This is a genomic window from Pseudomonas sp. Irchel 3H7 (genome assembly GCF_900187605.1).
Taxonomy (GTDB): domain Bacteria; phylum Pseudomonadota; class Gammaproteobacteria; order Pseudomonadales; family Pseudomonadaceae; genus Aquipseudomonas.
Map to the genome: position 1 here is coordinate 114,405 of NZ_FYEA01000009.1, position 20,770 is coordinate 135,174.

Genomic DNA, 20,770 nt, shown 5'->3' on the forward strand with positions numbered 1-20,770 from the left:
GTTGCGGGTACTGCTGATCAAGACTTCATCGCTGGGCGACGTGATTCATGCGTTGCCGGCGCTGACCGACGCCGCCAGGGCGATCCCCGGGATCAAATTCGACTGGGTTGTGGAAGAAGGCTTTGCCGAGATACCCACCTGGCACCCGGCCGTCGACAAAGTGATTCCGGTGGCGATCCGCCGCTGGCGCAAAAACATCTGGAAAACCATTACCAGCGGCGAGTGGAAACGCTTCAAGCAAAGCGTGCGCGCCAATAAATACGATTTGGTCATCGACGCCCAAGGCCTGCTGAAAAGCGCCTGGCTGACCCGTTACGTCAAAGCCCCGGTAGCCGGACTCGATAAAGGTTCGGCCCGTGAACCGATGGCCTCGCGTTTCTATGATCGCAAATTGGCCGTCGCCCGTGGTCAGCACGCCGTCGAGCGGGTGCGGCAGTTGTTCGCCATCGCCCTCGGTTACGACCTGCCAAAAGGCCTCGGCGACTACGGCCTCAACGTCGAACGTCTGGTCGAGTTGCCGCGAAAAAACGCCTTCGTGGTGTTCCTGCATGGCACCACTTGGGACACCAAGCACTGGCCGGAAAGTTATTGGCGTGAACTGACTGAGCGCGTCGGTTACCTCGGCGTCGGCGTCAAACTGCCGTGGGGTAGCCCGCAGGAAAAGGCTCGCGCCGAGCGGATTGCCGCAGGCTTCAAACACGCTGAAGTGCTGCCGAAACTCAATCTGGCCGGCGTCGGCAAAGTCCTTGCCGGCGCGCAGGCTTGCGTGGCGGTGGACACCGGTCTTGGCCATTTGGCCGCCGCACTGGACGTGCCGACCATTTCGCTGTTCGGCCCGACCAACCCGGGCCTGACCGGCGCCTACGGAAAATTGCAGATTCACCTGGCCAGCGACTTCCCGTGCGCACCTTGCCTGCAAAAGAAATGTACCTATCAACCGACCGCGCAGGATGCCCGTCAGTTTGACCTGAAGCGTGAACAGCCGCTGTGCTTCACGCGTTTGAACCCCGAGCGTGTCGCCAGCCGACTGAGCACGTTGTTAATGGCTGAGGAGCTGCGCTGATGCAATTGGCATTCGTCCTGTACAAATATTTCCCGTTCGGTGGCTTGCAGCGCGACTTCATGCGCATCGCCCTCGAATGCCAGAAGCGCGGTCATAAGATCCGCGTCTACACGCTGATCTGGGAAGGCGACGTGCCGCCCGGTTTCGAAGTGCTGGTGGCGCCGGTCAAGGCGTTCTTCAATCACCGTCGCAACGAAAAGCTCAGCGCATGGATGGAGGCGGATCTGGCCAAGCGCCCGGTCGATCGTCTGATCGGTTTCAACAAGATGCCGGGTCTGGACGTCTATTACGCCGCCGATGGCTGCTTCGAAGACAAGGCGCAGAACCTGCGCCATTCGCTGTATCGCCGCTGGGGCCGTTATCGCCACTTTGCCGAATACGAGCGCGCGGTATTCGCCAAAGACGCAAAGACCGAAGTGCTGATGATTTCCGAAGTGCAGCAACCGCTGTTCATCAAGCATTACGACACGCCGCTTGAGCGTTTCCACCTGTTGCCGCCGGGCATTGCCCAGGATCGTCGCCGCCCGGCGGATGCCGATGAGATTCGCGCCGGGTTCCGCGCTGAATTCAATCTCAGGGACGACGAACTGCTGCTGGTGCAGATCGGCTCCGGGTTCAAGACCAAAGGTGTCGATCGCAGCCTGAAAGCACTGGCTGCATTGCCTGCCGAACTGAAGAAACGCACCCGGCTGTTTGTAATCGGCCAGGATGACCCCAAATTGTTCCAGATGCAGAGTGCAACTTTGGGTCTGGGCGATAACGTGACGTTCCTTAAAGGGCGCAGCGATATCCCGCGTTTCCTGCTCGGCGCCGACCTGTTGATTCACCCGGCGTACAACGAAAACACCGGTACCGTGTTGCTCGAAGCGCTGGTCGCCGGCTTGCCGGTGCTGGTCAGCGCGGTCTGCGGTTACGCCCATTACATCGCCGAGGCGGACGCCGGGCGAGTGCTGGACGAGCCGTTCGATCAGGCGCAGCTGACGCAGTACCTGACTGACATGTTGCATGACGACGCTGCACGCGCGGCCTGGAGCCGTAATGGTCTGGCTTTCGCCGAGACGGCCGATCTCTACAGCATGCCGCAGCACGCGGCCGATGTGATTCTGGCGGAGCACGCTTAATGAAGTTGATGCTGGCTGAACCGTTCAAGAGCCTTTGGGCCGGGCGCGATCCGTTCGCCGAGGTTGAAGGCTTGCAGGGCGAGGTATACCGCGAGCTGGAAGCACGCCGGACACTGCGCACGGAAGTCGACGGTAACGGATTTTTCGTCAAGATCCACCGTGGCATCGGCTGGGGTGAAATCTTCAAAAACCTGCTGACCGCCAAGCTGCCGGTACTCGGCGCGGGTCAGGAATGGAAGGCCATCCAGCGTCTGCAGGAAGTCGGCGTGCCGACCATGACCGCCGTCGCGTACGGCGAGAAGGGCAGCAACCCGGCGGATCAGCACTCGTTTATCGTCACCGAAGAACTGGCGCCGACCGTCAGCCTGGAAGACTTCAGCATCGACTGGATCAAGCAGCCGCCGGAGCCAACGCTCAAGCGCGCGCTGATCGCCGAAGTCGCGCGCATGACCGGCATGATGCACCGCGCCGGCGTCAACCATCGCGACTGCTACATCTGCCACTTCCTGTTGCACACCGATAAACCGGTGACGCCGGACGACTTCAAGCTGTCGGTGATCGACCTGCACCGTGCCCAGACCCGCGCGAAAATCACCCAGCGCTGGCGCAACAAGGATCTGGCCGCGCTGTACTTTTCCGCGCTGGACATCGGCCTGACCCGCCGCGACAAGCTGCGCTTCCTCAAGGGCTATTTCCAGCAACCGCTGCGCCAGATCCTGGCGCAAGAAGCGCCGCTGCTGAACTGGCTCGAAGGCAAAGCCAACAAGCTCTATGCACGTAAGCAGCGTTACGGGGATGCGCTCTGATGGCGGGTTGGACTCTCGAGTCGCAATACAGCGAGCTCGCCGATGATTTTGGCAGCCTCGAAGCCGTCTTTGCGTTGCAGGGCGAGCGCCTGACCCGCGACCCGCTGTCGGAAGTGATCCGCGTGCAGCGCAACGGCGTCAACTATTACGTCAAACGCTACGTCGGCGCCGGTAAAGGCTTGCGCCGCTACCTCGGCAAGCCGCGAGTGAAGATGGAATGGCAGAACCTCAAACGCTTCGCCAAGTGGGGCATTCCCACTGCAGAGGTGGTGGCCTGGGGCCTGGAGCGACGTGGCGCGGCGTATGATCGCGGCGCCATGATCACGCGCGAATTGCCCAACACCGAAGACCTTTCGGCGCTCGCCGAGCGCAAGGATCCGAAACTCAAGGATCGCGCCTGGGTCGATGGCGTCAGTCGGCAACTGGCCGGCTATACCCGGACGATGCATGATCACCGATTTACCCATAACGATTTGAAATGGCGCAACCTGTTGATCGATGAGCAGGCCCGCATATTTCTGATCGATTGCCCTAACGGCGAGTTCTGGCGCGGCTTCTGGCTCAAGTATCGGATCACCAAGGATCTGGCCTGTCTCGATAAACTCGCCAAATACCACCTGTCCAATACCCAACGCCTGCGCTTCTATAAGCAATACCGCCAGTGCGATCGGCTTGATAGCGCCGACAAGAAACGGATTCGGCACGTGGTGAGATTTTTCGAGGGACGCGAATGACTGATTTTCTTGCCGCTGAAGACCGTGCACTGCTCGAACGCCATGGTCTCGGCACTTTTGACGCACTGTGGGCCAAACAGCTTGAAGCTGTGGACGAACCCAATACCGCCCGTGGCGGCTGGAGCAGCGTCTTCCGCCTGGACGTGGAAGGGCAGGGTTATTACCTCAAGCGCCAGAGCAATTATCTGACGCGCACCTTGCACGCGCCTTTCGGTGAACCCAGTTTTGCCCGCGAGTTTCGCAATATCAGCCGCTATCGCAAGCTCGGTATTCCGGCGCTGCAAGCGGCGTTTTTCGGTGAGCGCAAGGTCGACGGCGAGGTTCGCGCGATCCTGCTGACCCGGGCACTCGATGGCTGGAATGATCTGGAGTCGCTGTTGCAGCGTTGGGCGCAGCTCAGTGCCGCGCAGCAGTCGGCCATTCTCAAGGCCTGCGGATTGCTGGCGCGACATCTGCACGGTGTGCGTCAGGTGCACGGCTGCTTTTATCCCAAGCATATTTTTCTGCGCGCCACCGGTGACGGGTATCAGGCGCAATTGATCGACCTGGAAAAAACCCGTCCCTTGTTGTTCGGCGTGCGTGACCGGATCAAGGACCTGGAGCCGTTGCAACGCCGCGCGCCGGAATGGAACGAGGCACAACTGCGTGAACTGCTGGCGGCTTATCTCGATCAGCCCACTGACAGCTCGCTGCTCGACAGCTGGCTCGTCCGGCTGACCGCGCGCCGCAGTCACAAGGAGACGCGCTGATGCAATTGTCCGAGCTGGCCGCTGTCGGGCGAACCCCGTCACTGCCGCTGACCGTGACCCTGGCCGATGCGGCCGGGAGTGCGGATCTGCAACTGCTGAGTTTGCTGCGGGTGCTGCCAGGGCAGCGCTACGTCGGCGCCGGTGTCTGGCGTGGCCGTCCGGTGCTGGCCAAATTGCTGGTCGGTGGCAAAGCCGCCCGGCATTTTCAGCGTGAACTGGAAGGGGTGCGCTTGTTAGCCGCGCAAGGCATGACGACACCCTTGCTGCTGGCCGATGGTTTGAAAAGTGACGAAGGTGGCTGGCTGCTGTTCGATTTCCTTGAGGGCGCCGAAAGCCTTGGCGATGCCTGGACCAAGGTCGAGTCGCTGCCGTTGCTCGCTGATGAACAGTCGGCGGTATTGGCCGAGGCGCTGGGCGCCATTGCCCAATTGCACGGCAAAGGTCTCTGGCAGGAGGACCTGCACCTGGACAATCTGCTGCGTCACGGCGGTCAGTTGTACTTGATTGACGGTGCGGGCATTTGCGCAGAAACCGCCGGTCAGCCGTTGTCGCGACAAAAAGTCCTGGAGAACCTCGGCGTATTTTTCGCTCAGTTGCCCAAGGCGCTGGAGCCGTTCACCGAAGAGCTGCTGGTGTATTACCTGTTGAGCAACAGCGAGCACGCATTGCCGCTGGAAGCCTTGCAGAAGCAGATCGACAAAGTGCGTCGCTGGCGTTTGAAAGACTTTCTGATCAAGGTCGGTCGCGAGTGCACGCTGTTCAGTGTGCGGCGTGGAGCGTTCGGTCTGCGCGCGATCCGCCGCGAAGAAGAGTCGGCCATGGTTCCAGTGCTGGATCAGGCCGATGCGCTGCTGGATCAGGGGCATCTGTACAAGACCGGTGGTGCGGCGAGCGTCGGCAAGGTTCAGGCGGGCGCGCGCACGCTGGTGATCAAGCGCTACAACATCAAGGGCTTTGCGCATTGGCTCAAGCGTTTCTGGCGGCCGAGTCGGGCCTGGCATTCGTGGCGCGAAGGTAATCGACTGGCGTTCCTCGGCATCGCGACGCCAAAGCCGCTGGCGGTACTGGAGAAGCGCTTTTTGTGGCTGCGCAGTCGTGCGTATCTGGTGACCGAGTTCCTGCCCGGGCCGGACATCATCGAACGCTTTGCGCCCTATGTTGAAAGTGGCGAAGCGCCTGAGGCGGAGCTGCAGGCACTTGACCTGTTGTTCGCTCGACTGATTGACGAGCGCATCAGCCATGGCGATTTCAAAGGGCATAATCTGTTCTGGCAGCACGATCGCTGGGCGCTGATCGATCTGGATTCGATGTGCCAGCACGGATCCGCCGGCAGTTTCGCCCCGGCTTATATACGTGACCGTGCGCGATTCATGCGTAATTGGCCCGAGAGCAGTGCGTTGTATCAGGTCATAGATCAGCGTTTACCGAAAAAAATCGCCAACACGGTCTGAGTCAAACCAGTACAGCAGTAGAGGACAGGATTCAGCGACTTGTCCTACAGCATCTCCAGAATCCATGAACTGTGTCCTGTGCAGTCCCGATGCTAATTTGCCCAACGACCTTGGAGGGCGAATCTTGACCATCAAACAGGCTGCAACGCTGGGTGTATTTTCATGGGTTCTGGCTGGCTGTGGCAGCACCATGACCGTATTGCAGGACGATGCCGACGTCGCCCGCGACATGCGCAAGCAAAAAACCTACTGCCAATCCATTCCGCGGATTTACAGCGGTCTGGCCTTCGACTTCTGCGTGTTGAACGCGCCTCCCGATCCGAGTGGGGTTCTTTTGCCATTCGTGCTTCTGGATCTGCCATTGTCCGGTGTATTCGATACAGTAGCGTTGCCCTATACGGTTTATCGTCAGGTCACCGACGGCAACCTTGCTATTTACTGGCGCAAGGGCGGTTATTGAGTAGCGGGGCGAGGTTTCTTCAAACCATTCGCCCTGGGGCAATCGCGCAGGGTAATTCCCCACTCGTTTACGCTATAATCCCGCCCTTTAGCTGTCACTCGCCCTGTGCGAGGGCACATCAATTTTCAAGGCGCATTGCGCCTGCACGCAGACTAAAGAGGCTAGACCCCTGTGGCATTGACGATTCTTGGCCTGTCCGGCGCCCTTAGCCATGATCCTTCAGCGGCCTTGTACATCGACGGCAAGCTGGTGGCGGCGGCTGAAGAAGAGCGCTTCGTACGCGATAAACATGCAAAGAACCGCATGCCCTACGAATCGGCGAAGTTCTGTCTCGAACAGGCCGGCATCAAGCCGTCCGATGTTGACGTGGTCGCGATTCCATTTGCCCCGATCAGCCTGTTCGGCAAAGCGCGCTGGCACTACGCCAAGCGTTACTGGTATGCACCGGATCGCGCCCTTGATGCGATCCTGATGGGCAACCGTCGCTACAAGCGCTACCGCAACAAGATTGTCTGGTGCCTGGAGCAACTGGGTTTCGATCCGAAAAAGATCAAGATCGAGCCGGTCGAACACCACTTGGCTCACGCCTCCAGTGCCTACCATTGCTCCGGTTTCAAAGAAAAAACCGCGATCCTCGGTATCGACGGCAAGGGTGAGTACGCCACGACCTTCTTCGGCTATGGCGAAAACGGCAAGATCCACAAGATCAAGGAATTCTTCGATCCTGACTCCCTCGGTGGCTTGTACGGTGCGATCACCGAGTTCCTCGGTTTCGAGATGCTCGACGGTGAGTTCAAGGTCATGGGCATGGCGCCGTATGGCGATGCCAGCAAGTACGATTTCTCGCGTCTGGCCTCGTTCGAAAACGGTGAGTTGGTGATCAACACCGACTACGCCAACGTCATCGGCCTGCGTCGCTACAAAGAGAAGGGCAAAGGCTTCTACTTCTCGCCGAAACTGATCGAGTGGCTGGGTCCGAAGCGCGAAGGCGACATCGCTGACGAGCCTTACATCCACTACGCCGCGAGCATGCAAGCGCTGTTCGAGAAACTGGCGTTGCAGATGATCGACTACTATCTGGGCGACGTACTCAAGGAAACCGGCAAACTGGCCTTCGCCGGTGGTTGTGCGCTGAACGTCAAACTGAACCAGAAAATCATTGCCCGCGACGACATCAAGGAACTGTTCGTGCAACCTGCGTCCGGCGACGCCGGTACTGCGGTTGGTGCGGCTGCCTACGTGTCCCACGCCCGAGGCGTGCCGGTCGAGAAGATGGAGCACGTCTATCTCGGCCCGTCGTACAGCAACGAGGACGTGATCGCCGCCTGCGCCCGTCATGAGAGCAAGCCGACCTGGCGCAAGCTCGACAACATGCCGGAACAGATTGCCAAAATCATGGTCGATGGTAATCCGGTCGCCTGGTTCCAGGGGCGCATGGAGTTCGGTCCGCGTGCATTGGGCGGGCGCTCGATCATTGGTTGCCCGAGCGTGGCTGGCGTGGCTGATCGCATCAACCACCAGATCAAGTTCCGCGAGCGCTGGAGGCCTTTCTGCCCGTCGATGCTCGACACCGTTGCGCCGCAAATGATCAAGATCGATCACCCGGCACCGTTTATGACCTTCACTTTCGAAGTGGCGGAAGAGTGGAAGATCCGCGTGCCGGAAGTCGTCCATGAAGACGGCACCTCCCGTGCCCAGGTGCTCAAGCGTGAATACAACCCGCGCTACTACGACATGATGAAGGCGCTGGAAAACCTGACCGGTAACGGCGTATCGCTGAACACCTCGCTCAATCGTCGTGGCGAACCGATGATCTGCTCGCCGACCGACGCGCTGAACATGTTTTTCGGTTCTGACCTGGAATACCTGATCATGGAAGATATTCTGGTCGTAAAAGCGGGTGTAAAAGGATACGAACTTGACTGAAACACTGATCAGCGTCGTCATTCCGGTTTACAACTATGCGCGAACGCTTCCACGTGCAGTGGAATCGGTGTTGGCGCAGTTGGATGAAGCGACCGCGGATCTGCTGGTCATCGACGACGGGTCGACGGACGATACGCCCGAGGTAGTCGAAAAACTCCTGCTCAAGCACGGCGGGCGTTTTCGTGCGTTGCGCAAAAGTAACGGCGGATTGTCGTCGGTGCGCAATCGAGGGCTGGAAGAGACAACCGGACGGTATCTGGTGTTTCTCGACTCTGATGATGAAATGGCGCCCGGTGCCTTGGCTGCACTTTCGCAGCACCTCGAAAGTAATCCAAGCAGCCTGATGGTGATCGGCGCGCACTGGTCGGTGTTTGCAGACGGGCGACGCAGCTTGCAGGCGGCCAAGCCGCTGCCTGTGACGCCCCGCCAGCGCCTGCAGGGTTACCTGCTGAACAAGACGGTGTCGATTTCCAACGGTGCCTGTGCGATGCACCGCGATGTATTCGTTTTGGGTAATTACCCGGAAAATTTGCGCAACGTCGAGGACTTGCCAGTATTCGCCCAAGTGCTGGCGCGCTACCCCTGCACCGTTCTGGACGAGCCCCTGGCGCTGATTTACAAGCACGCCGACAGCATGCGCCATGATCTGCGCCAAAGCCTTGCTGCCGGAACGGAGCAGGTGGTCAGCGAAGTTTTTTCCAGTCGGCGGATGCCCGAGGAAATGTTTGATTTGCGCCAGGCGTTTATGGCGCAGCGTTGCCTGTCGTTGTTTCGCGACTGTTATTCCCATGGCGAGTACAAACTGGCCAAATCGTTTTACTTTAAGGCCTTGCGTGCAGACTGGCGGACGTTTTCGCGCTGGTCCTACACGCGCAAGGCGTTGCGGGTGCTGTTTCGGTAAACGGGTCGCGGAGACTATGCGGACCCTGTAATGGATGTCGGTGAGGTGGCTGGGTGAAAGGTAAGGGCGGCAAGGTGGGAGCTCAAGTCTCCAGAATCATCGACGAATATCCGGTTTGGCTGGCGTTTCTGGGCAGTGCGCTGTTATCGCTGATAGCGGTCATGGGCACCGCCACAGTGGGGCGTGATGCCGCGCTGTACATTGATATCGCGCAACAGGTCACCGAGCACGGGCCTAATGTGGCCTGGGCCGCTTTCGACTGGCCCTGGTTTTCCTTATTGCTGGCCGCTACTCATACCGTCCTGCATTTGCCGCTGGAGCTGAGTGCATATCTTTGGTGCGCGCTCTTTTTTGCCGGCACCAGCGCGCTGATGGTGGACTGCGTACGTCAACGGTCGGTACATCTCGCCGGTTGGGCTTGTCTGGTGGTATTGGCAATGCCGGCGGTGAATGCCTTTCGAAACGACATCATCCGTGAATGCGGTTTCTGGTTCTTCTGCACCCTGACACTCTGGCTCGCGCTGCGCTGGCAAGCCCGTGGCGGCTGGCTGCGGGCGGCATTCATTCATGTGGCTATCGTCGCGGCAGCCTTGTTTCGGCTGGAGGCTTTGCTGCTGGTTCCGGCGTTGGCGCTGTGGCAGTTGCCCAATCTGTGGTCGTCGAACCGGCGGATGCAGTTCGTTCAGTTTTCGCTGTTGCCGGTTCTAGGGCTGCTGGCTGTTTCGGTCTCAGGTGTGCTCCTGTCGGCGCGCGTGATGCTGTATCTGGACATGATTGCGCCACACAGCGTGTTTGCTTCCTTCCGGATGCTGTGCGATCAATTTGCCAATTCGCTCATCAACAAGTACTCCCAGGATGAATCTGGCCGGATCATTTTCTTCGGCATCCTGGCGACCATGACCATCAGTTTCGTGAAGCTGATGGGGCCTTTCGCCGTCCCCTTCGTCCTGCGACGCAACTGGGGGGTTCTGGGAATCTATTGGCGCGACTATCGCCCCTTCGCCTGGGCGGCGCTGCTTTATCTGGTGGTGCTGGTGCTGTTTTTCATCAAACAACAGTTCATGAATACGCGCTACCTGAGCTTTCTGAATCTGTTGTTTGTGCCCGTGTTGGCGATGGGGCTGGCGGCGTTCGTTCGCGACTTCCCGCGTTGCGGCAAGTGGCTGGTGGTTCTAGGGATGTTGGTGATGCTCTCGAATGTCATCTCTACCGGCGCCGGCAAAACCCATTATGTAGAGGCCGGGCGCTGGATGTCTGCCCACGTCGAGCCAGGGGCGAAGACCTATTTCGAGGATGGGCGGATCAGCTATTACGCCGGTCGCGGCTACGTGATGCCGGTGCTGACCGCAGAGGAAGCAATGTCGGCAGCTCACGCTGGCGACTATCAATATTTCCTCATCGAGGCCAAAGGTGACGAGCCTTGGCTGAAGGATTGGCTGGTGGCGCACAAGCTGCGCATCATCGAGCATTTCGCCAATCGCAAAGGTGCCACCGTGGTGATCATCGGACGCTAAGGCTTAACCGAGCAGCGGACGCAGGCGTGAGATCAGCGGCGCTTGTCGGTGGCTCGGCAAGGCCTGGCGATAGCCTTCGACAAAGGTTTCGCCGGCGTCCTGGCCCAGCAGCCATTGGCGGTCTTCCTTGTAGCGCAGCAAGTGAGCGAAGTTGCGCAGGCGTTTACTGTCACTGAGTGCGCGCTTCTGGCAGCGCAGGTCGGCGATATCGATCAGTCCCAGACGGTTGTCGGGGGTTCGCACGACGTTGCCGAAGTGCAGCGACCGAAAGTACACACCTTTTTCGTGCAGCAGGGCGAAGTACCCGCCCAGCTGGAATCTCAGTGTGTCAGCCTCTTCGTCAGTGCCTTGTAACTGACGCACTGTATTGCCTTCCAGCGGGCTGTAATACACGCCGTCGCGCTCGATGCTCGGGATGCGATAGACCGCGATGACTTTCGGGCAGAGGATGCCACGCTGTTCGAGTGCCCGGGTGTTGTCGGCAAAGCGTTGTGCATAGGGGTAGAACAGCGCCGAACTGAGCAGCCGCTTGCGGCGGAACAGCTTGAGCATGCGTCCATCGGCCAATCTGAGCACCTTGTCGCCGGAACCGTCGGCCTCCAGTACGTGTGCACCTTTGCGCAGTGCCTCGTAAGTGCTGTGATCAATCGATTGCATATCGGGCTCCCCATCATTAGCGGGGTATCTTAACCGACTTGGTCGAAGGCTGGCTTGAAGTCATGTTTATCGGGGTAAAAACGCGTGTGATATCATCGGCGCCTCACTGAATTGCGCGGATCACCATGAGCAGTCCTGAACCGAAAGCCCAGTCCACGCTGGCGATCTATTTCCGCCTTTTGGCTTACGTGCGGCCTTATGCCGGCCTTTTCCTTCTCAGCATCGTCGGGTTTCTGATCTTCGCATCGACTCAACCGATGCTCGCTTATATCCTCAAATACTTTGTCGACGGTCTGGCCAATCCTGAAGCCAGTCTGTTCCCGGGCAACCCTTATCTGGGCAAGCTGCAGTTGCTCGAAACCGTGCCACTGATGATTGTCTTCATCGCGCTGTGGCAGGGCGTGGGCTCGTACCTGGGCAACTTCTTCCTGGCGCGGGTTTCGCTGGGGCTGGTGCATGACCTGCGGGTGGTGCTGTTCAATAAATTGCTGGAGTTGCCCAATCGCTTCTTCGACAAGAACAATTCCGGCCATCTGATTTCCCGGATCACCTTCAACGTGACGATGGTCACCGGTGCTGCAACGGATGCGATCAAAGTCGTCATCCGTGAAGGCATGACCGTGATTTTCCTGTTCTGCACACTGTTGTGGATGAACTGGAAACTCACTTTGGTGATGGTCGCCATCCTGCCGTTGATCGGTTTGATGGTGAACAGCACCAGCAAGAAATTCCGCAAGCAAAGCAAGAAGATTCAGGTCTCGATGGGGAACGTCACGCACGTCGCCTCCGAGACCATTCATGGCTACCGCGTTGTGCGCAGCTTCGGCGGCGAGCAGTACGAAAAGGATCGCTTTCGCGATGCCAGCCAGAGCAACACCGACAAGCAGTTGACGATGACCAAGACCGGTGCGGTTTACACGCCGATGCTGCAACTGGTCACGTACAGTGCCATGGCCGTGGTCATGTTCCTCGTGCTGTATCTGCGCGGTGACGCTTCGCCGGGCGATCTGGTGGCGTACATCACCATGGCAGGCCTGTTGCCCAAGCCTATCCGTCAGTTGTCGGAAGTCAGCTCGACCATCCAGAAGGGTGTGGCCGGTGCCGAAAGTATTTTCGAGCAACTGGATGAGCCGGCGGAAGTGGATCGGGGCACGGTCGAGCAGGATCGTCTCGAAGGTCGTCTGGAAGTGCGCAATCTGAGCTTCCACTACCCCGACACCGACAAAGCGGTGCTCAACGACATCAGCTTTGTTGTCGAGCCGGGGCAAATGGTCGCGCTGGTTGGCCGCTCGGGCAGTGGCAAGTCGACCCTGGCCAGCCTCATTCCGCGCTTTTATCAGCATGATCATGCTCAGGGCCAGATTCTGCTCGATGGTGTGCAGGTGCAGGATTTCACCCTGCGCAGCCTGCGTCGGCAGATTGCTCTGGTGACCCAGCAGGTCACGCTGTTCAACGATACGGTGACCAACAACATCGCCTACGGCGACCTGGCCGGCGCGCCGTTCGATGAGGTCAAGCGCGCAGCCACCGAGGCGTATGCCGATGAGTTCATCATCAAGATGCCGCAGGGCTACGAAACCATGGTCGGCGAAAACGGCGTCCTGCTGTCCGGTGGTCAGCGTCAGCGTATCGCCATTGCCCGGGCGCTGCTCAAGGATGCGCCGTTGCTGATTCTCGATGAGGCCACTTCTGCGCTGGATACCGAGTCGGAGCGGCATATTCAGGCTGCCCTGGATCATGTGGTGAAAAACCGCACGACCCTGGTGATCGCTCACCGCTTGAGCACTATTGAAAAGGCCGACCTGATTCTGGTCATGGACGAAGGCCGTATCGTCGAGCGCGGCTCTCACGCGCAATTGCTTGAGCAAAACGGCTATTACGCCCGTCTGCATGCCAAAGAGTTCGAAGAGGGTGACGAGCCTCAGCCGGCACACGCGACCGACGTATGCTGACGATGTTTCGCAGCTTTCGCGAACGTGGCTGGACCGAGATCGACCGGGACAGCTACGCCCGGGCCTGGCAGCGATTTGGCGGCAGCTTTGCCACGCATCCGGAAGTCGTCGAGCGCTTGTCGACATTCCTAGGCATCGAGCTGCGTTACCTGGGCTGGATCGTTGGCGGTGATGTGCTTGCCGCCATCCCTTGCTGGGGCCGGCATGTCGCCTTGTCCAAGGAAGTGCTCAAGCGCGAGGGCAAGCGTGGCTTGCTGGACATGGGCAACGCGGAAATCATTCTGCCGATTGCCCCCGATGTCAGCGTGCCGGTGCGTCAGCGCGTGGCGTATGTATCGCAACTCAATGCCGAGCAGATCAGTACGTTAAAGCCGCAGCCTGAGGGTTTGGCCCTTGCCCGGTTGCCGGAAGAGTATTCGAAGAAATTCCGCTACAACCAGCGTCGCGAACAGCGTCTGCTGGAAGAGGCGGGCGGATCGCTGGTGCCGATGTCCGACTTCACCCCGCAGGAACAGGCTGCCGCTTACGGCGATCTGTTTCAGCGTCGCTGGGGTTTTGAGGTGCCGGGCAAGGCCGGGCTGGTTGAAGTGTTTACGTTGCTGCGCGAGTTCATGACCGGTTCGGTGGTGATGCTCGATTCGGCGCCCGTGGCCATTCAGGTGCTGTATCGCGTCGAGGCCCCGCAATGGGTGTCGCTGGAGTACATCAATGGTGGCGTTGACCCGCAGAGCCGCGAGTTCAGTCCCGGCAGTGTGCTGAGTTTCGTCAACACCCAAGACGCCTGGGCGCACGCGCAAGCGCTGGGCAAGCCTTTGCGTTACTCATTCGGTCGCGCCGACCGGGAGTACAAGGATCGCTGGTGCCATAAGGTGCCGGTCTTCAAGGTCTGAATCCATGAGCACTCGCAAGCAACAGCTTCTCAAGGCCCATCGGCGCAACAAGCGTCTGTTCCTGGTCGCCTTTCTGGTGGGGTTGTTGCTGATCGGATGGTTGGTTGCGTGGTGGCTGGTGCCGTTGGTGCTGGTGCTGGCCTGGGTCGCACACGAGGCCTGGTTCGCCGATCATCTGTTCTATCGGCCTGCTGACGACTATTACTACAACTTCCCGGCGCAAACCGCACGGCAGGCGGTGAGCCTTGCGGGCGGTGTCGTACAGCTGAGCGAGCCGCTGGCGCAGGGCGAGACGCTGGTACTCGAGCTGGAAGTGAAATCCACTTGGCTGGGGCGTTGGCTCGATCCCTGCGTCGAGGTGGGCGATGATCGCCAAGACTTCGAGCGTGGCGTCAAAGGGCGGCGTTTCCTTAATCTGTCCGGGCAGGCCACTGCGCTGGCGCAAGGTGCTCTGGCGCTGCGTGGCCGATATTGCGTACCCGCCGCGACCGGTGTGTTGTGGGTCATGGCCAATCCTGATTATTCCCGTCAGCGGGTGATGGTCATTGCTCCCCATGCCGATGATGCCGAACTCGCCGCATTCGGCCTGTACAGCCGTTGCGAAGACGTCAGTATCGTCACCCTGACCCAGGGCGAGATCGAGGCTGAAGACTTCCAGCGTCTTGGCCTTGATCAAGCCGCAGCGGCACGTTTGAAGGGCCGTTTGCGCAGTTGGGACAGTCTGGTGATCCCGCTTTGGGGGGGCGTGCCTGCCGATCGCTGTGTGCAATTGGGTTATTACTGCTTGCAACTGCCGTCGATGGCCGAAGCGCCTGTGAAGGCGTTCGGCTCCCGTGAGTCGCAGGAAAACGATGTGCGCAGCGTGCGCCGGCACAATCCGTTGAGCCTGCCCGCCGACATCGATGGGCAGCCGACCTGGCAAAATCTGCTGGGCGACCTGAAGGCCCTGCTTGAGCACTATCGTCCAGAAGTGGTGGTGACGCCCCATCCTGAGCTCGATCCTCACAGCGATCATGTGGCGTCTACCCAGGCGCTGCTTGAGGCTATCGAGCTGAGTCAGTGGAAACCGACAACCCTGCTAATGTACGCCAATCACCTGCACGACAACGATCGCTGGCCGATGGGCCCAGCCGGTGCCGGTATTGCGCTGCCGCCGGCCATCGAGCCATTGCCGGCTGACCGGCTGTGGAGTCCGCTGTTGTCAGCAGATGTGCAACTGGACAAAGCCATGGCACTGGCCATGGAGCACGATCTGCAGGGCGGGCAAGTGTTCAAGCGGCAATTACGCCGCTGGATCCAGCAAGTCCTGGTGGGTCGTCGCTGGCCAGCAACAGGCAGTAACGAGTTTTTCCGCAAGGCGGTCCGGCGTCACGAATTGTTCTGGGTGCGCGACCTTTCAGATTGAGGCGGACGGCGCTTTACCCTGTGTTAATATCGCGCCCCTGTTCATTTTGTATGTGGGTTGCTCCATGAAGTTGTCCATGCCGCGTTTCGATCAAGCCCCGGTCTTGGTAGTCGGCGATGTCATGCTCGACCGTTACTGGCATGGCGGAACCTCACGGATTTCCCCTGAGGCGCCGGTGCCGGTCGTTAAGGTCGAGCAGATCGAAGATCGTCCGGGCGGTGCCGCGAACGTTGCCTTGAACATTGCCGCGCTGGGTGCACCGGCGTCTCTGGTCGGTGTGACCGGTGACGACGAAGCCGCCGACAGCCTGAGCAACAGTCTCAAAGGCGCGGGCGTACGTGCCCTGTTCCAGCGCATTGCGCACCAGCCAACCATCGTCAAGCTGCGGGTCATGAGCCGGCACCAGCAACTGCTGCGTATCGACTTTGAAGAGCCGTTCGCCACCGATGCCCTGGCCCTCGGTTCACAGGTCGACGACCTGCTCGAAGGCATCAAGGTCCTGGTACTTTCCGACTACGGCAAAGGCGCCCTGAAAAACCATCAGGCGTTGATCCAGGCCGCCCGTGCGAAGAACATTCCGGTACTGGCTGACCCCAAGGGCAAGGATTTCTCGATTTATCGCGGCGCGAGCCTGATCACCCCGAACCTCAGCGAATTCGAAGCCATCGTCGGCGGTTGTGTCGATGAGCATGAACTGGTGAGCAAGGGCGCCGCCCTGATGCACGACCTGGAGCTTGGTGCGCTGCTGGTGACGCGCGGCGAGCACGGCATGACCCTGCTGCGTCCTGACCAGCCGGCACTGCACTTGCCGGCCCGTGCCCGTGAAGTGTTCGATGTCACCGGTGCCGGTGATACGGTGATTTCGACCCTGGCCGCAGCGATTGCCGCCGGTGAAGACCTGCCCCACGCCGTTGCGCTGGCCAATCTGGCCGCCGGCATCGTGGTTGGCAAGCTCGGTACGGCCGCCATCAGTGCTCCGGAGCTGCGTCGCGCCATCCAGCGTGAAGAAGGTTCCGAGCGTGGTGTGCTGGGTCTTGAGCAGTTGCTGCTCGCCGTGGCCGATGCCCGCGCGCACAACGAGAAGATCGTCTTCACCAACGGTTGCTTCGACATCCTGCATGCCGGGCATGTGACCTATCTGGAACAAGCGCGGGCACAGGGCGATCGCCTGATTGTCGCGGTCAACGACGATGCTTCGGTCAGCCGCCTCAAAGGCCCGGGCCGTCCGATCAACAGCGTCGACCGGCGCATGGCCGTTCTCGCCGGCCTCGGCGCGGTGGACTGGGTGATCAGTTTCCCTGAAGGCACCCCGGAAAACCTGCTGCGCGAGGTCAAACCGGACGTGCTGGTCAAGGGCGGCGATTACGGCATCGATCAGGTGGTCGGCGCTGATATCGTCAGCGCTTATGGCGGCACCGTGAAGGTCTTGGGGCTTGTGGAAAACAGCTCGACAACTGCGATTGTCGAGAAGATCCGCAGTCGTTGATCAGATGAATTTTTACTGTTGTGTACTGCGTGTGAACGGATTTTGCCTTGGGGATTTTACCGTTTCCGTTGATGTAGGCAGCTTTGAATCCGATGCGCTTGCCTGCCTACGTCGCGTGGTCAATTAATCTATGAAAGTCATGCTCCTGGTGATGGACGAGCAGCGGGTCATTCTCGACCGGCTCTACGACATCGTGCAGCAGAACTGTGATGAGTGTTTCATCTATCGTTTGAGCAAGCGGCAACAAATGAACCTGGGGCCGTTTCTGGCCTCGGTTGGTTATCAGAACTTCGATCGTGTGGTCATCTTTTCCAGGGTCAAGCGCCTGGCCCCGCAATTGCGGGTGCTCAAGTGCATTCCCGGGCTGGTCTTCCTCGAACACGACGCCTACCAGAACTACATGCCGGCGAGTAAGTATCGTGGCGTGTATTCACGCCTCTACCGTCGCCTGCCGAGTTGTCGGGCGCTGGTGTCCGGTGCTGTGGTCGCGCGCAAGATGCTGGCTGAGGGCATCGACACGGTGTTCGTCTCCAAGGGTTATGACGAGCAGATGCTGCACAACACCGGCGTCGAGCGGGATATTCCCATCGGCTTTCTGGGCAGCCTGAAAAGTACCGAATATGCCGAGCGCAAAGCCATGCTCGAGTCGCTCTCGCAGCGGACCGGGATGCTGGTGACCCGCACCAAGTCGGGTGAGGAATACCTGCAGACGCTCAATCGCATCAGGATTTTCGTCAGCGCCGACATCGGCATGAACGAGTTCATGATCAAGAACTACGAGGCCATGGCTTGCGGCTGTGTGTTGCTGGCCTGGAGCCAAGGCGAAGAAGACCGCTTGCTCGGTTTTGAAGACATGCACAACACCGTGTTCTACCGCAGCGAAGAAGAGGCGGTGGAGAAGATCAAGCTGTTGCAGAGCGATCCGGAACTCGCGGAGCGCATTGCCCGCAACGGCCAGGAATTTGCGCAAAGCCGTTATTCCTTTGCCCGTGTCGGTCAGGCACTGGCCACGGAAATCCAGCGTGAGATGCGCCCATGGCAGCCGCCTTCGGCGTTCACACGGTTCTGGGTGAAACTGCGCTACGGGATGAAGGTGCCAGTCTGAATGAAGGATCATCAAGCGTCGCAACCCGACGAACACATGGCGCTGGATGCGCTGCCCGGCGGTGATCAGTCCGTTCTGGGCGCTCTGCCTGCAGACCTTCTCGAGCGTCTCGGCCGTGCACCTCGGGTCGTGCTGGTTGCCAACAATCCGGCTATCACCGCGGCAGACTTTCAGGCGCTGGACATTGGCGCCGATGATGTCGTCGTCAGCTTCAATACCTGCATCAAAGCGGCGCTGCTCAACAAGCACAGCGTCAATGTCTTCGTGCATGGCTACAACGCGCAGGACGCCTATTTTTTTGGTCTGCCTTACGCGCCGCCGGTGCAGCGCATGTTCGAACAGGCGAATGAACGCTGTTTCAGCATGCTGGTGGGCTGCGCCGCACCGATGTGCCCATTGCCACGTGTGGCGATGTATTGGGATCGCATTCCGCTGCCGCCGCTGTGGAACTACCCGGTCGACCGGCCGGGCGGTAAACGCTACGTCGGGCCGTCCACGGGTTTTAACACGCTGGTGTTGTTCGACTGGTTACGTGATCACGCCGGTTATACCTATCAGCTGATGACCCTGGGGTTTTCCAACGAAGCAGGAAAGCTGTGGGGTGGCCATGCCTGGGATTACGAGCGCGACTGGCTGCAGAAATCGCACGTCATTGTGGTGCCGCTACCACCCCGTCGCTGGTGGCAAAAGCTGTTTCGGCAAAAGTAAGCCACATCGTGAATCCGGTTGCCGTCAGGCCCGAACCATTTTCAAAAGGTGCTGTTGAGTGTTGAAAATTGCCGTGGCTTTTTTCGGGATCCCGAGAAATTCGACAATCTGCTTCCCCTCTATCGAACAGAACGTTCTGGCGCAGTTGCCTGCGGGCAGCGACGTTAAGTGCTTCTACCATCTGTACAAGATCGATGAGGTGCAGAACACGCGGTCCGGCGAGAAGGGTGAACTGAAGGCGGACAATTACCAGCCGTTCGAGTCGATGACCGGCACGCTCACCTCGACCGAAGGTGTGCTGGAGCGCTGGGATTTCGAGCAGGTCAAAGCACAGGGCGACACTTGGGCCGATGACTATGCGTCGCTGCGTAATCTGATCTATCAGCTCAACTCGTTGCACACCGTGACCTTGATGATCGAATCCTTCAATCCGGATTTCGTTGTGTTCGTGCGCCCGGACAATTTCTTCCACACCGCGCTGCCCGGCTATGTGTTCAATCATCCGCAGGCGCGGCGACACAACGCCTACATTCCTGATTGGCAGTGGTGGGGTGGTTTGAACGACCGTTTCGCGGTTTGCGGGCGCGATACCTATGTCGCGTACGGCAAACGGGTCGAGCGCATTTTCGATTTCTGCAAGGCGACAGGTCGCAAGCTGCATTCCGAGCGCTTGCTCAAATATGCGTTGCAGCAGGTGGATGCCAAAATCTGCACACTGCCGACTCAGGCATCACGAGTGCGCATTACCGGCGCATTTGCCGAGGAGTCGTTCTCGCCCAAGCGCGGCATGGGCAAGCGCGAAAACCGCTACTTCCATTTCTTCGCCGCGTTGCGCACGTGGTGGGATCGCCGCCGCTAAACCGCTATTTGGCGGTTTTTTTGCCCAGCCCGACCAAACGCAGCGCCTTGATGCTCAACTGCTTGAGCCCCTGACGCGGGGCTTTCGCCGGTTGCAGACCCTGTTGCACCAGCCAGTCCTTCCAGCGAATCCGCTCCTCGCGCACGACCCAGCCGGTTTGTGTCGCAAAGCTCTCGGCCAGATACAGACCTCGGGTGCTGGCCGGCACCAGTTTGTCGCGCTTGAGCGTGTATAGCTCGGCCAGTGGCGCGCCGTCCTTGAGTGGCATCAAGTACAGGTCGGGGCGCTTGCGGTCGAGTCTGGCCACCAGTTGATCACCTTCCAGACGCTCGTCGACGTGGAACAGACTCAGGGACTTGGCTTCCTTGGGCACATCCAGGCGCAAGTCGTAGATCAATTGCAGTGACGCGGTCGGCAGGTGTACGTAGGCCCGAGGCCGTTCGAGCAATTGCAGATTGGCGCTACGGATCGGTCGCGCTGAGCCGGACAACGGGGTCAGGCGAAACGGCAGGGCTTCGCGATAATGCAGAGCTGCAGAGTAGGGGGCTGGCAGCCAGGTGTCGTTGAAGCGCCCGCCGAGCCAGCCTTCCGGTGTCTCGAGCAAACACTCTTCAGCAATTTCCTGAATGGCCGTGTGTAGCGGGATATTCAGCTCATGAGCCGGCACGTAACCGGAAATCAATTTGAGCACGACGTCGCCACGGTCCTGTCGGCGCTGGCGCACCAGCACCCAATAATCGCGATTCTGCCAATGCAGGGTCAGACGTACCGAAACGCCGAGATTGGCCAGCTCCAGCGAGAAGCGCTCAGTGTCGGCCACGCTCACCGGTTTGCGCCGCTGCAAGGTCTGCGCGAAGTTCAGCGGCATGCCGACGCTCTGATAGGTCAGGCCTTCGGGGGTGGCTTCGACGAACAGCGGCAGGGTCTTGAAGTTGCTCGGGTTCTTTCTGATGAGCGTGCGCGGCATATCGGCTCCTGCTTAA

19 protein-coding genes are annotated in these 20,770 nt (G+C 59.5%); 17 read left to right on the forward strand and 2 right to left on the reverse strand.

The window, feature by feature from the left end; all coding sequences use genetic code 11:
• Position 1 precedes the first annotated feature (1 nt).
• From waaC to CKW38_RS18230, 10 genes are all read left to right on the forward strand, one after another.
• Positions 2–1,063 (forward strand): lipopolysaccharide heptosyltransferase I, encoded by a 1,062-nt coding sequence (gene waaC, locus CKW38_RS18185; RefSeq protein ID WP_007915685.1) that lies wholly within the window; start codon positions 2–4, stop codon positions 1,061–1,063.
• On the forward strand, positions 1,063–2,184 hold the full coding sequence (locus CKW38_RS18190) for a glycosyltransferase family 4 protein (RefSeq protein ID WP_095113469.1): 1,122 nt from the start codon (positions 1,063–1,065) through the stop codon (positions 2,182–2,184). Before waaC ends, CKW38_RS18190 begins: the two co-directional genes overlap by 1 nt.
• On the forward strand, positions 2,184–2,990 hold the full coding sequence (rfaP, locus tag CKW38_RS18195) for a lipopolysaccharide core heptose(I) kinase RfaP (protein ID WP_095113470.1): 807 nt from the start codon (positions 2,184–2,186) through the stop codon (positions 2,988–2,990). Before CKW38_RS18190 ends, rfaP begins: the two co-directional genes overlap by 1 nt.
• Positions 2,990–3,724 (forward strand): lipopolysaccharide kinase InaA family protein, encoded by a 735-nt coding sequence (locus CKW38_RS18200; protein ID WP_007915688.1) that lies wholly within the window; start codon positions 2,990–2,992, stop codon positions 3,722–3,724. The genes rfaP and CKW38_RS18200 overlap by 1 nt, the downstream gene beginning before the upstream one ends.
• The gene (locus tag CKW38_RS18205) at positions 3,721–4,473 is read left to right on the forward strand and encodes a lipopolysaccharide kinase InaA family protein (RefSeq protein ID WP_007915690.1); all 753 of its coding nucleotides are present in this window, start codon (positions 3,721–3,723) and stop codon (positions 4,471–4,473) included. The genes CKW38_RS18200 and CKW38_RS18205 overlap by 4 nt, the downstream gene beginning before the upstream one ends.
• Positions 4,473–5,924, forward strand: coding sequence for a lipopolysaccharide kinase InaA family protein (locus CKW38_RS18210; RefSeq protein WP_095113471.1), 1,452 nt, complete (start codon positions 4,473–4,475; stop codon positions 5,922–5,924). Before CKW38_RS18205 ends, CKW38_RS18210 begins: the two co-directional genes overlap by 1 nt.
• A gap of 124 nt (positions 5,925–6,048) precedes the next feature.
• Complete coding sequence (locus tag CKW38_RS18215) at positions 6,049–6,384, forward strand: YceK/YidQ family lipoprotein (protein ID WP_007915693.1); 336 nt, start codon at positions 6,049–6,051, stop codon at positions 6,382–6,384.
• A 171-nt stretch (positions 6,385–6,555) separates the two neighbouring features.
• A complete protein-coding gene (locus CKW38_RS18220) occupies positions 6,556–8,310 on the forward strand; it encodes a carbamoyltransferase (RefSeq protein ID WP_095113472.1) in 1,755 nt (584 codons plus the stop codon).
• Positions 8,303–9,211, forward strand: coding sequence for a glycosyltransferase family A protein (locus tag CKW38_RS18225; RefSeq protein ID WP_095113473.1), 909 nt, complete (start codon positions 8,303–8,305; stop codon positions 9,209–9,211). The genes CKW38_RS18220 and CKW38_RS18225 overlap by 8 nt, the downstream gene beginning before the upstream one ends.
• 53 nt (positions 9,212–9,264) lie before the next feature.
• The gene (locus tag CKW38_RS18230; protein ID WP_007915710.1) at positions 9,265–10,725 is read left to right on the forward strand and encodes a hypothetical protein; all 1,461 of its coding nucleotides are present in this window, start codon (positions 9,265–9,267) and stop codon (positions 10,723–10,725) included.
• 3 nt (positions 10,726–10,728) lie between these two features.
• Here CKW38_RS18230 and CKW38_RS18235 read toward each other — a convergent pair whose 3' ends face one another.
• On the reverse strand, positions 10,729–11,382 hold the full coding sequence (locus CKW38_RS18235; protein ID WP_095113474.1) for a toluene tolerance protein: 654 nt from the start codon (positions 11,380–11,382) through the stop codon (positions 10,729–10,731).
• Between the two features lie 125 nt (positions 11,383–11,507).
• Here CKW38_RS18235 and msbA point away from each other — a divergent pair, with 125 nt between their 5' ends.
• The 7 genes from msbA (at position 11,508) to CKW38_RS18270 (ending at position 19,787) form a co-directional block, all read left to right on the forward strand.
• Complete coding sequence (gene msbA / locus CKW38_RS18240) at positions 11,508–13,334, forward strand: lipid A export permease/ATP-binding protein MsbA (RefSeq protein WP_007915714.1); 1,827 nt, start codon at positions 11,508–11,510, stop codon at positions 13,332–13,334.
• Positions 13,328–14,224 (forward strand): GNAT family N-acetyltransferase, encoded by an 897-nt coding sequence (locus CKW38_RS18245; RefSeq protein WP_007915717.1) that lies wholly within the window; start codon positions 13,328–13,330, stop codon positions 14,222–14,224. The genes msbA and CKW38_RS18245 overlap by 7 nt, the downstream gene beginning before the upstream one ends.
• Before the next feature lie 4 nt (positions 14,225–14,228).
• A complete protein-coding gene (locus CKW38_RS18250; RefSeq protein ID WP_095113475.1) occupies positions 14,229–15,629 on the forward strand; it encodes a PIG-L deacetylase family protein in 1,401 nt (466 codons plus the stop codon).
• A gap of 64 nt (positions 15,630–15,693) precedes the next feature.
• Positions 15,694–17,115, forward strand: coding sequence for a bifunctional D-glycero-beta-D-manno-heptose-7-phosphate kinase/D-glycero-beta-D-manno-heptose 1-phosphate adenylyltransferase HldE (hldE, locus tag CKW38_RS18255; RefSeq protein ID WP_007915721.1), 1,422 nt, complete (start codon positions 15,694–15,696; stop codon positions 17,113–17,115).
• A gap of 130 nt (positions 17,116–17,245) precedes the next feature.
• Entirely contained in the window at positions 17,246–18,220 is a 975-nt protein-coding gene (locus tag CKW38_RS18260) for a glycosyltransferase (protein ID WP_007915723.1), read from the forward strand.
• Complete coding sequence (locus CKW38_RS18265; protein WP_007915725.1) at positions 18,221–18,928, forward strand: hypothetical protein; 708 nt, start codon at positions 18,221–18,223, stop codon at positions 18,926–18,928.
• A 58-nt stretch (positions 18,929–18,986) separates the two neighbouring features.
• Entirely contained in the window at positions 18,987–19,787 is an 801-nt protein-coding gene (locus CKW38_RS18270; RefSeq protein ID WP_095113476.1) for a hypothetical protein, read from the forward strand.
• Between the two features lie 4 nt (positions 19,788–19,791).
• Here CKW38_RS18270 and CKW38_RS18275 read toward each other — a convergent pair whose 3' ends face one another.
• Positions 19,792–20,754, reverse strand: coding sequence for a hypothetical protein (locus CKW38_RS18275; protein ID WP_007915727.1), 963 nt, complete (start codon positions 20,752–20,754; stop codon positions 19,792–19,794).
• Positions 20,755–20,770 lie beyond the last annotated feature (16 nt).

What these genes read in the sequence shown, in the direction of transcription:
- CKW38_RS18190 (WP_095113469.1), top strand. Translation starts at nt 1,063, where the DNA reads ATGCAATTGGCATTCGTCCTGTACAAATATTTCCCGTTCGGTGGCTTG.
- rfaP (WP_095113470.1), top strand. Translation starts at nt 2,184, where the DNA reads ATGAAGTTGATGCTGGCTGAACCGTTCAAGAGCCTTTGGGCCGGGCGC.
- CKW38_RS18200 (WP_007915688.1), top strand. Translation starts at nt 2,990, where the DNA reads ATGGCGGGTTGGACTCTCGAGTCGCAATACAGCGAGCTCGCCGATGAT.
- CKW38_RS18205 (WP_007915690.1), top strand. Translation starts at nt 3,721, where the DNA reads ATGACTGATTTTCTTGCCGCTGAAGACCGTGCACTGCTCGAACGCCAT.
- CKW38_RS18210 (WP_095113471.1), top strand. Translation starts at nt 4,473, where the DNA reads ATGCAATTGTCCGAGCTGGCCGCTGTCGGGCGAACCCCGTCACTGCCG.
- CKW38_RS18235 (WP_095113474.1), bottom strand. Translation starts at nt 11,382, where the DNA reads ATGCAATCGATTGATCACAGCACTTACGAGGCACTGCGCAAAGGTGCA.
- msbA (WP_007915714.1), top strand. Translation starts at nt 11,508, where the DNA reads ATGAGCAGTCCTGAACCGAAAGCCCAGTCCACGCTGGCGATCTATTTC.
- CKW38_RS18245 (WP_007915717.1), top strand. Translation starts at nt 13,328, where the DNA reads ATGCTGACGATGTTTCGCAGCTTTCGCGAACGTGGCTGGACCGAGATC.
- CKW38_RS18250 (WP_095113475.1), top strand. Translation starts at nt 14,229, where the DNA reads ATGAGCACTCGCAAGCAACAGCTTCTCAAGGCCCATCGGCGCAACAAG.
- hldE (WP_007915721.1), top strand. Translation starts at nt 15,694, where the DNA reads ATGAAGTTGTCCATGCCGCGTTTCGATCAAGCCCCGGTCTTGGTAGTC.
- CKW38_RS18260 (WP_007915723.1), top strand. Translation starts at nt 17,246, where the DNA reads ATGAAAGTCATGCTCCTGGTGATGGACGAGCAGCGGGTCATTCTCGAC.
- CKW38_RS18265 (WP_007915725.1), top strand. Translation starts at nt 18,221, where the DNA reads ATGAAGGATCATCAAGCGTCGCAACCCGACGAACACATGGCGCTGGAT.
- CKW38_RS18275 (WP_007915727.1), bottom strand. Translation starts at nt 20,754, where the DNA reads ATGCCGCGCACGCTCATCAGAAAGAACCCGAGCAACTTCAAGACCCTG.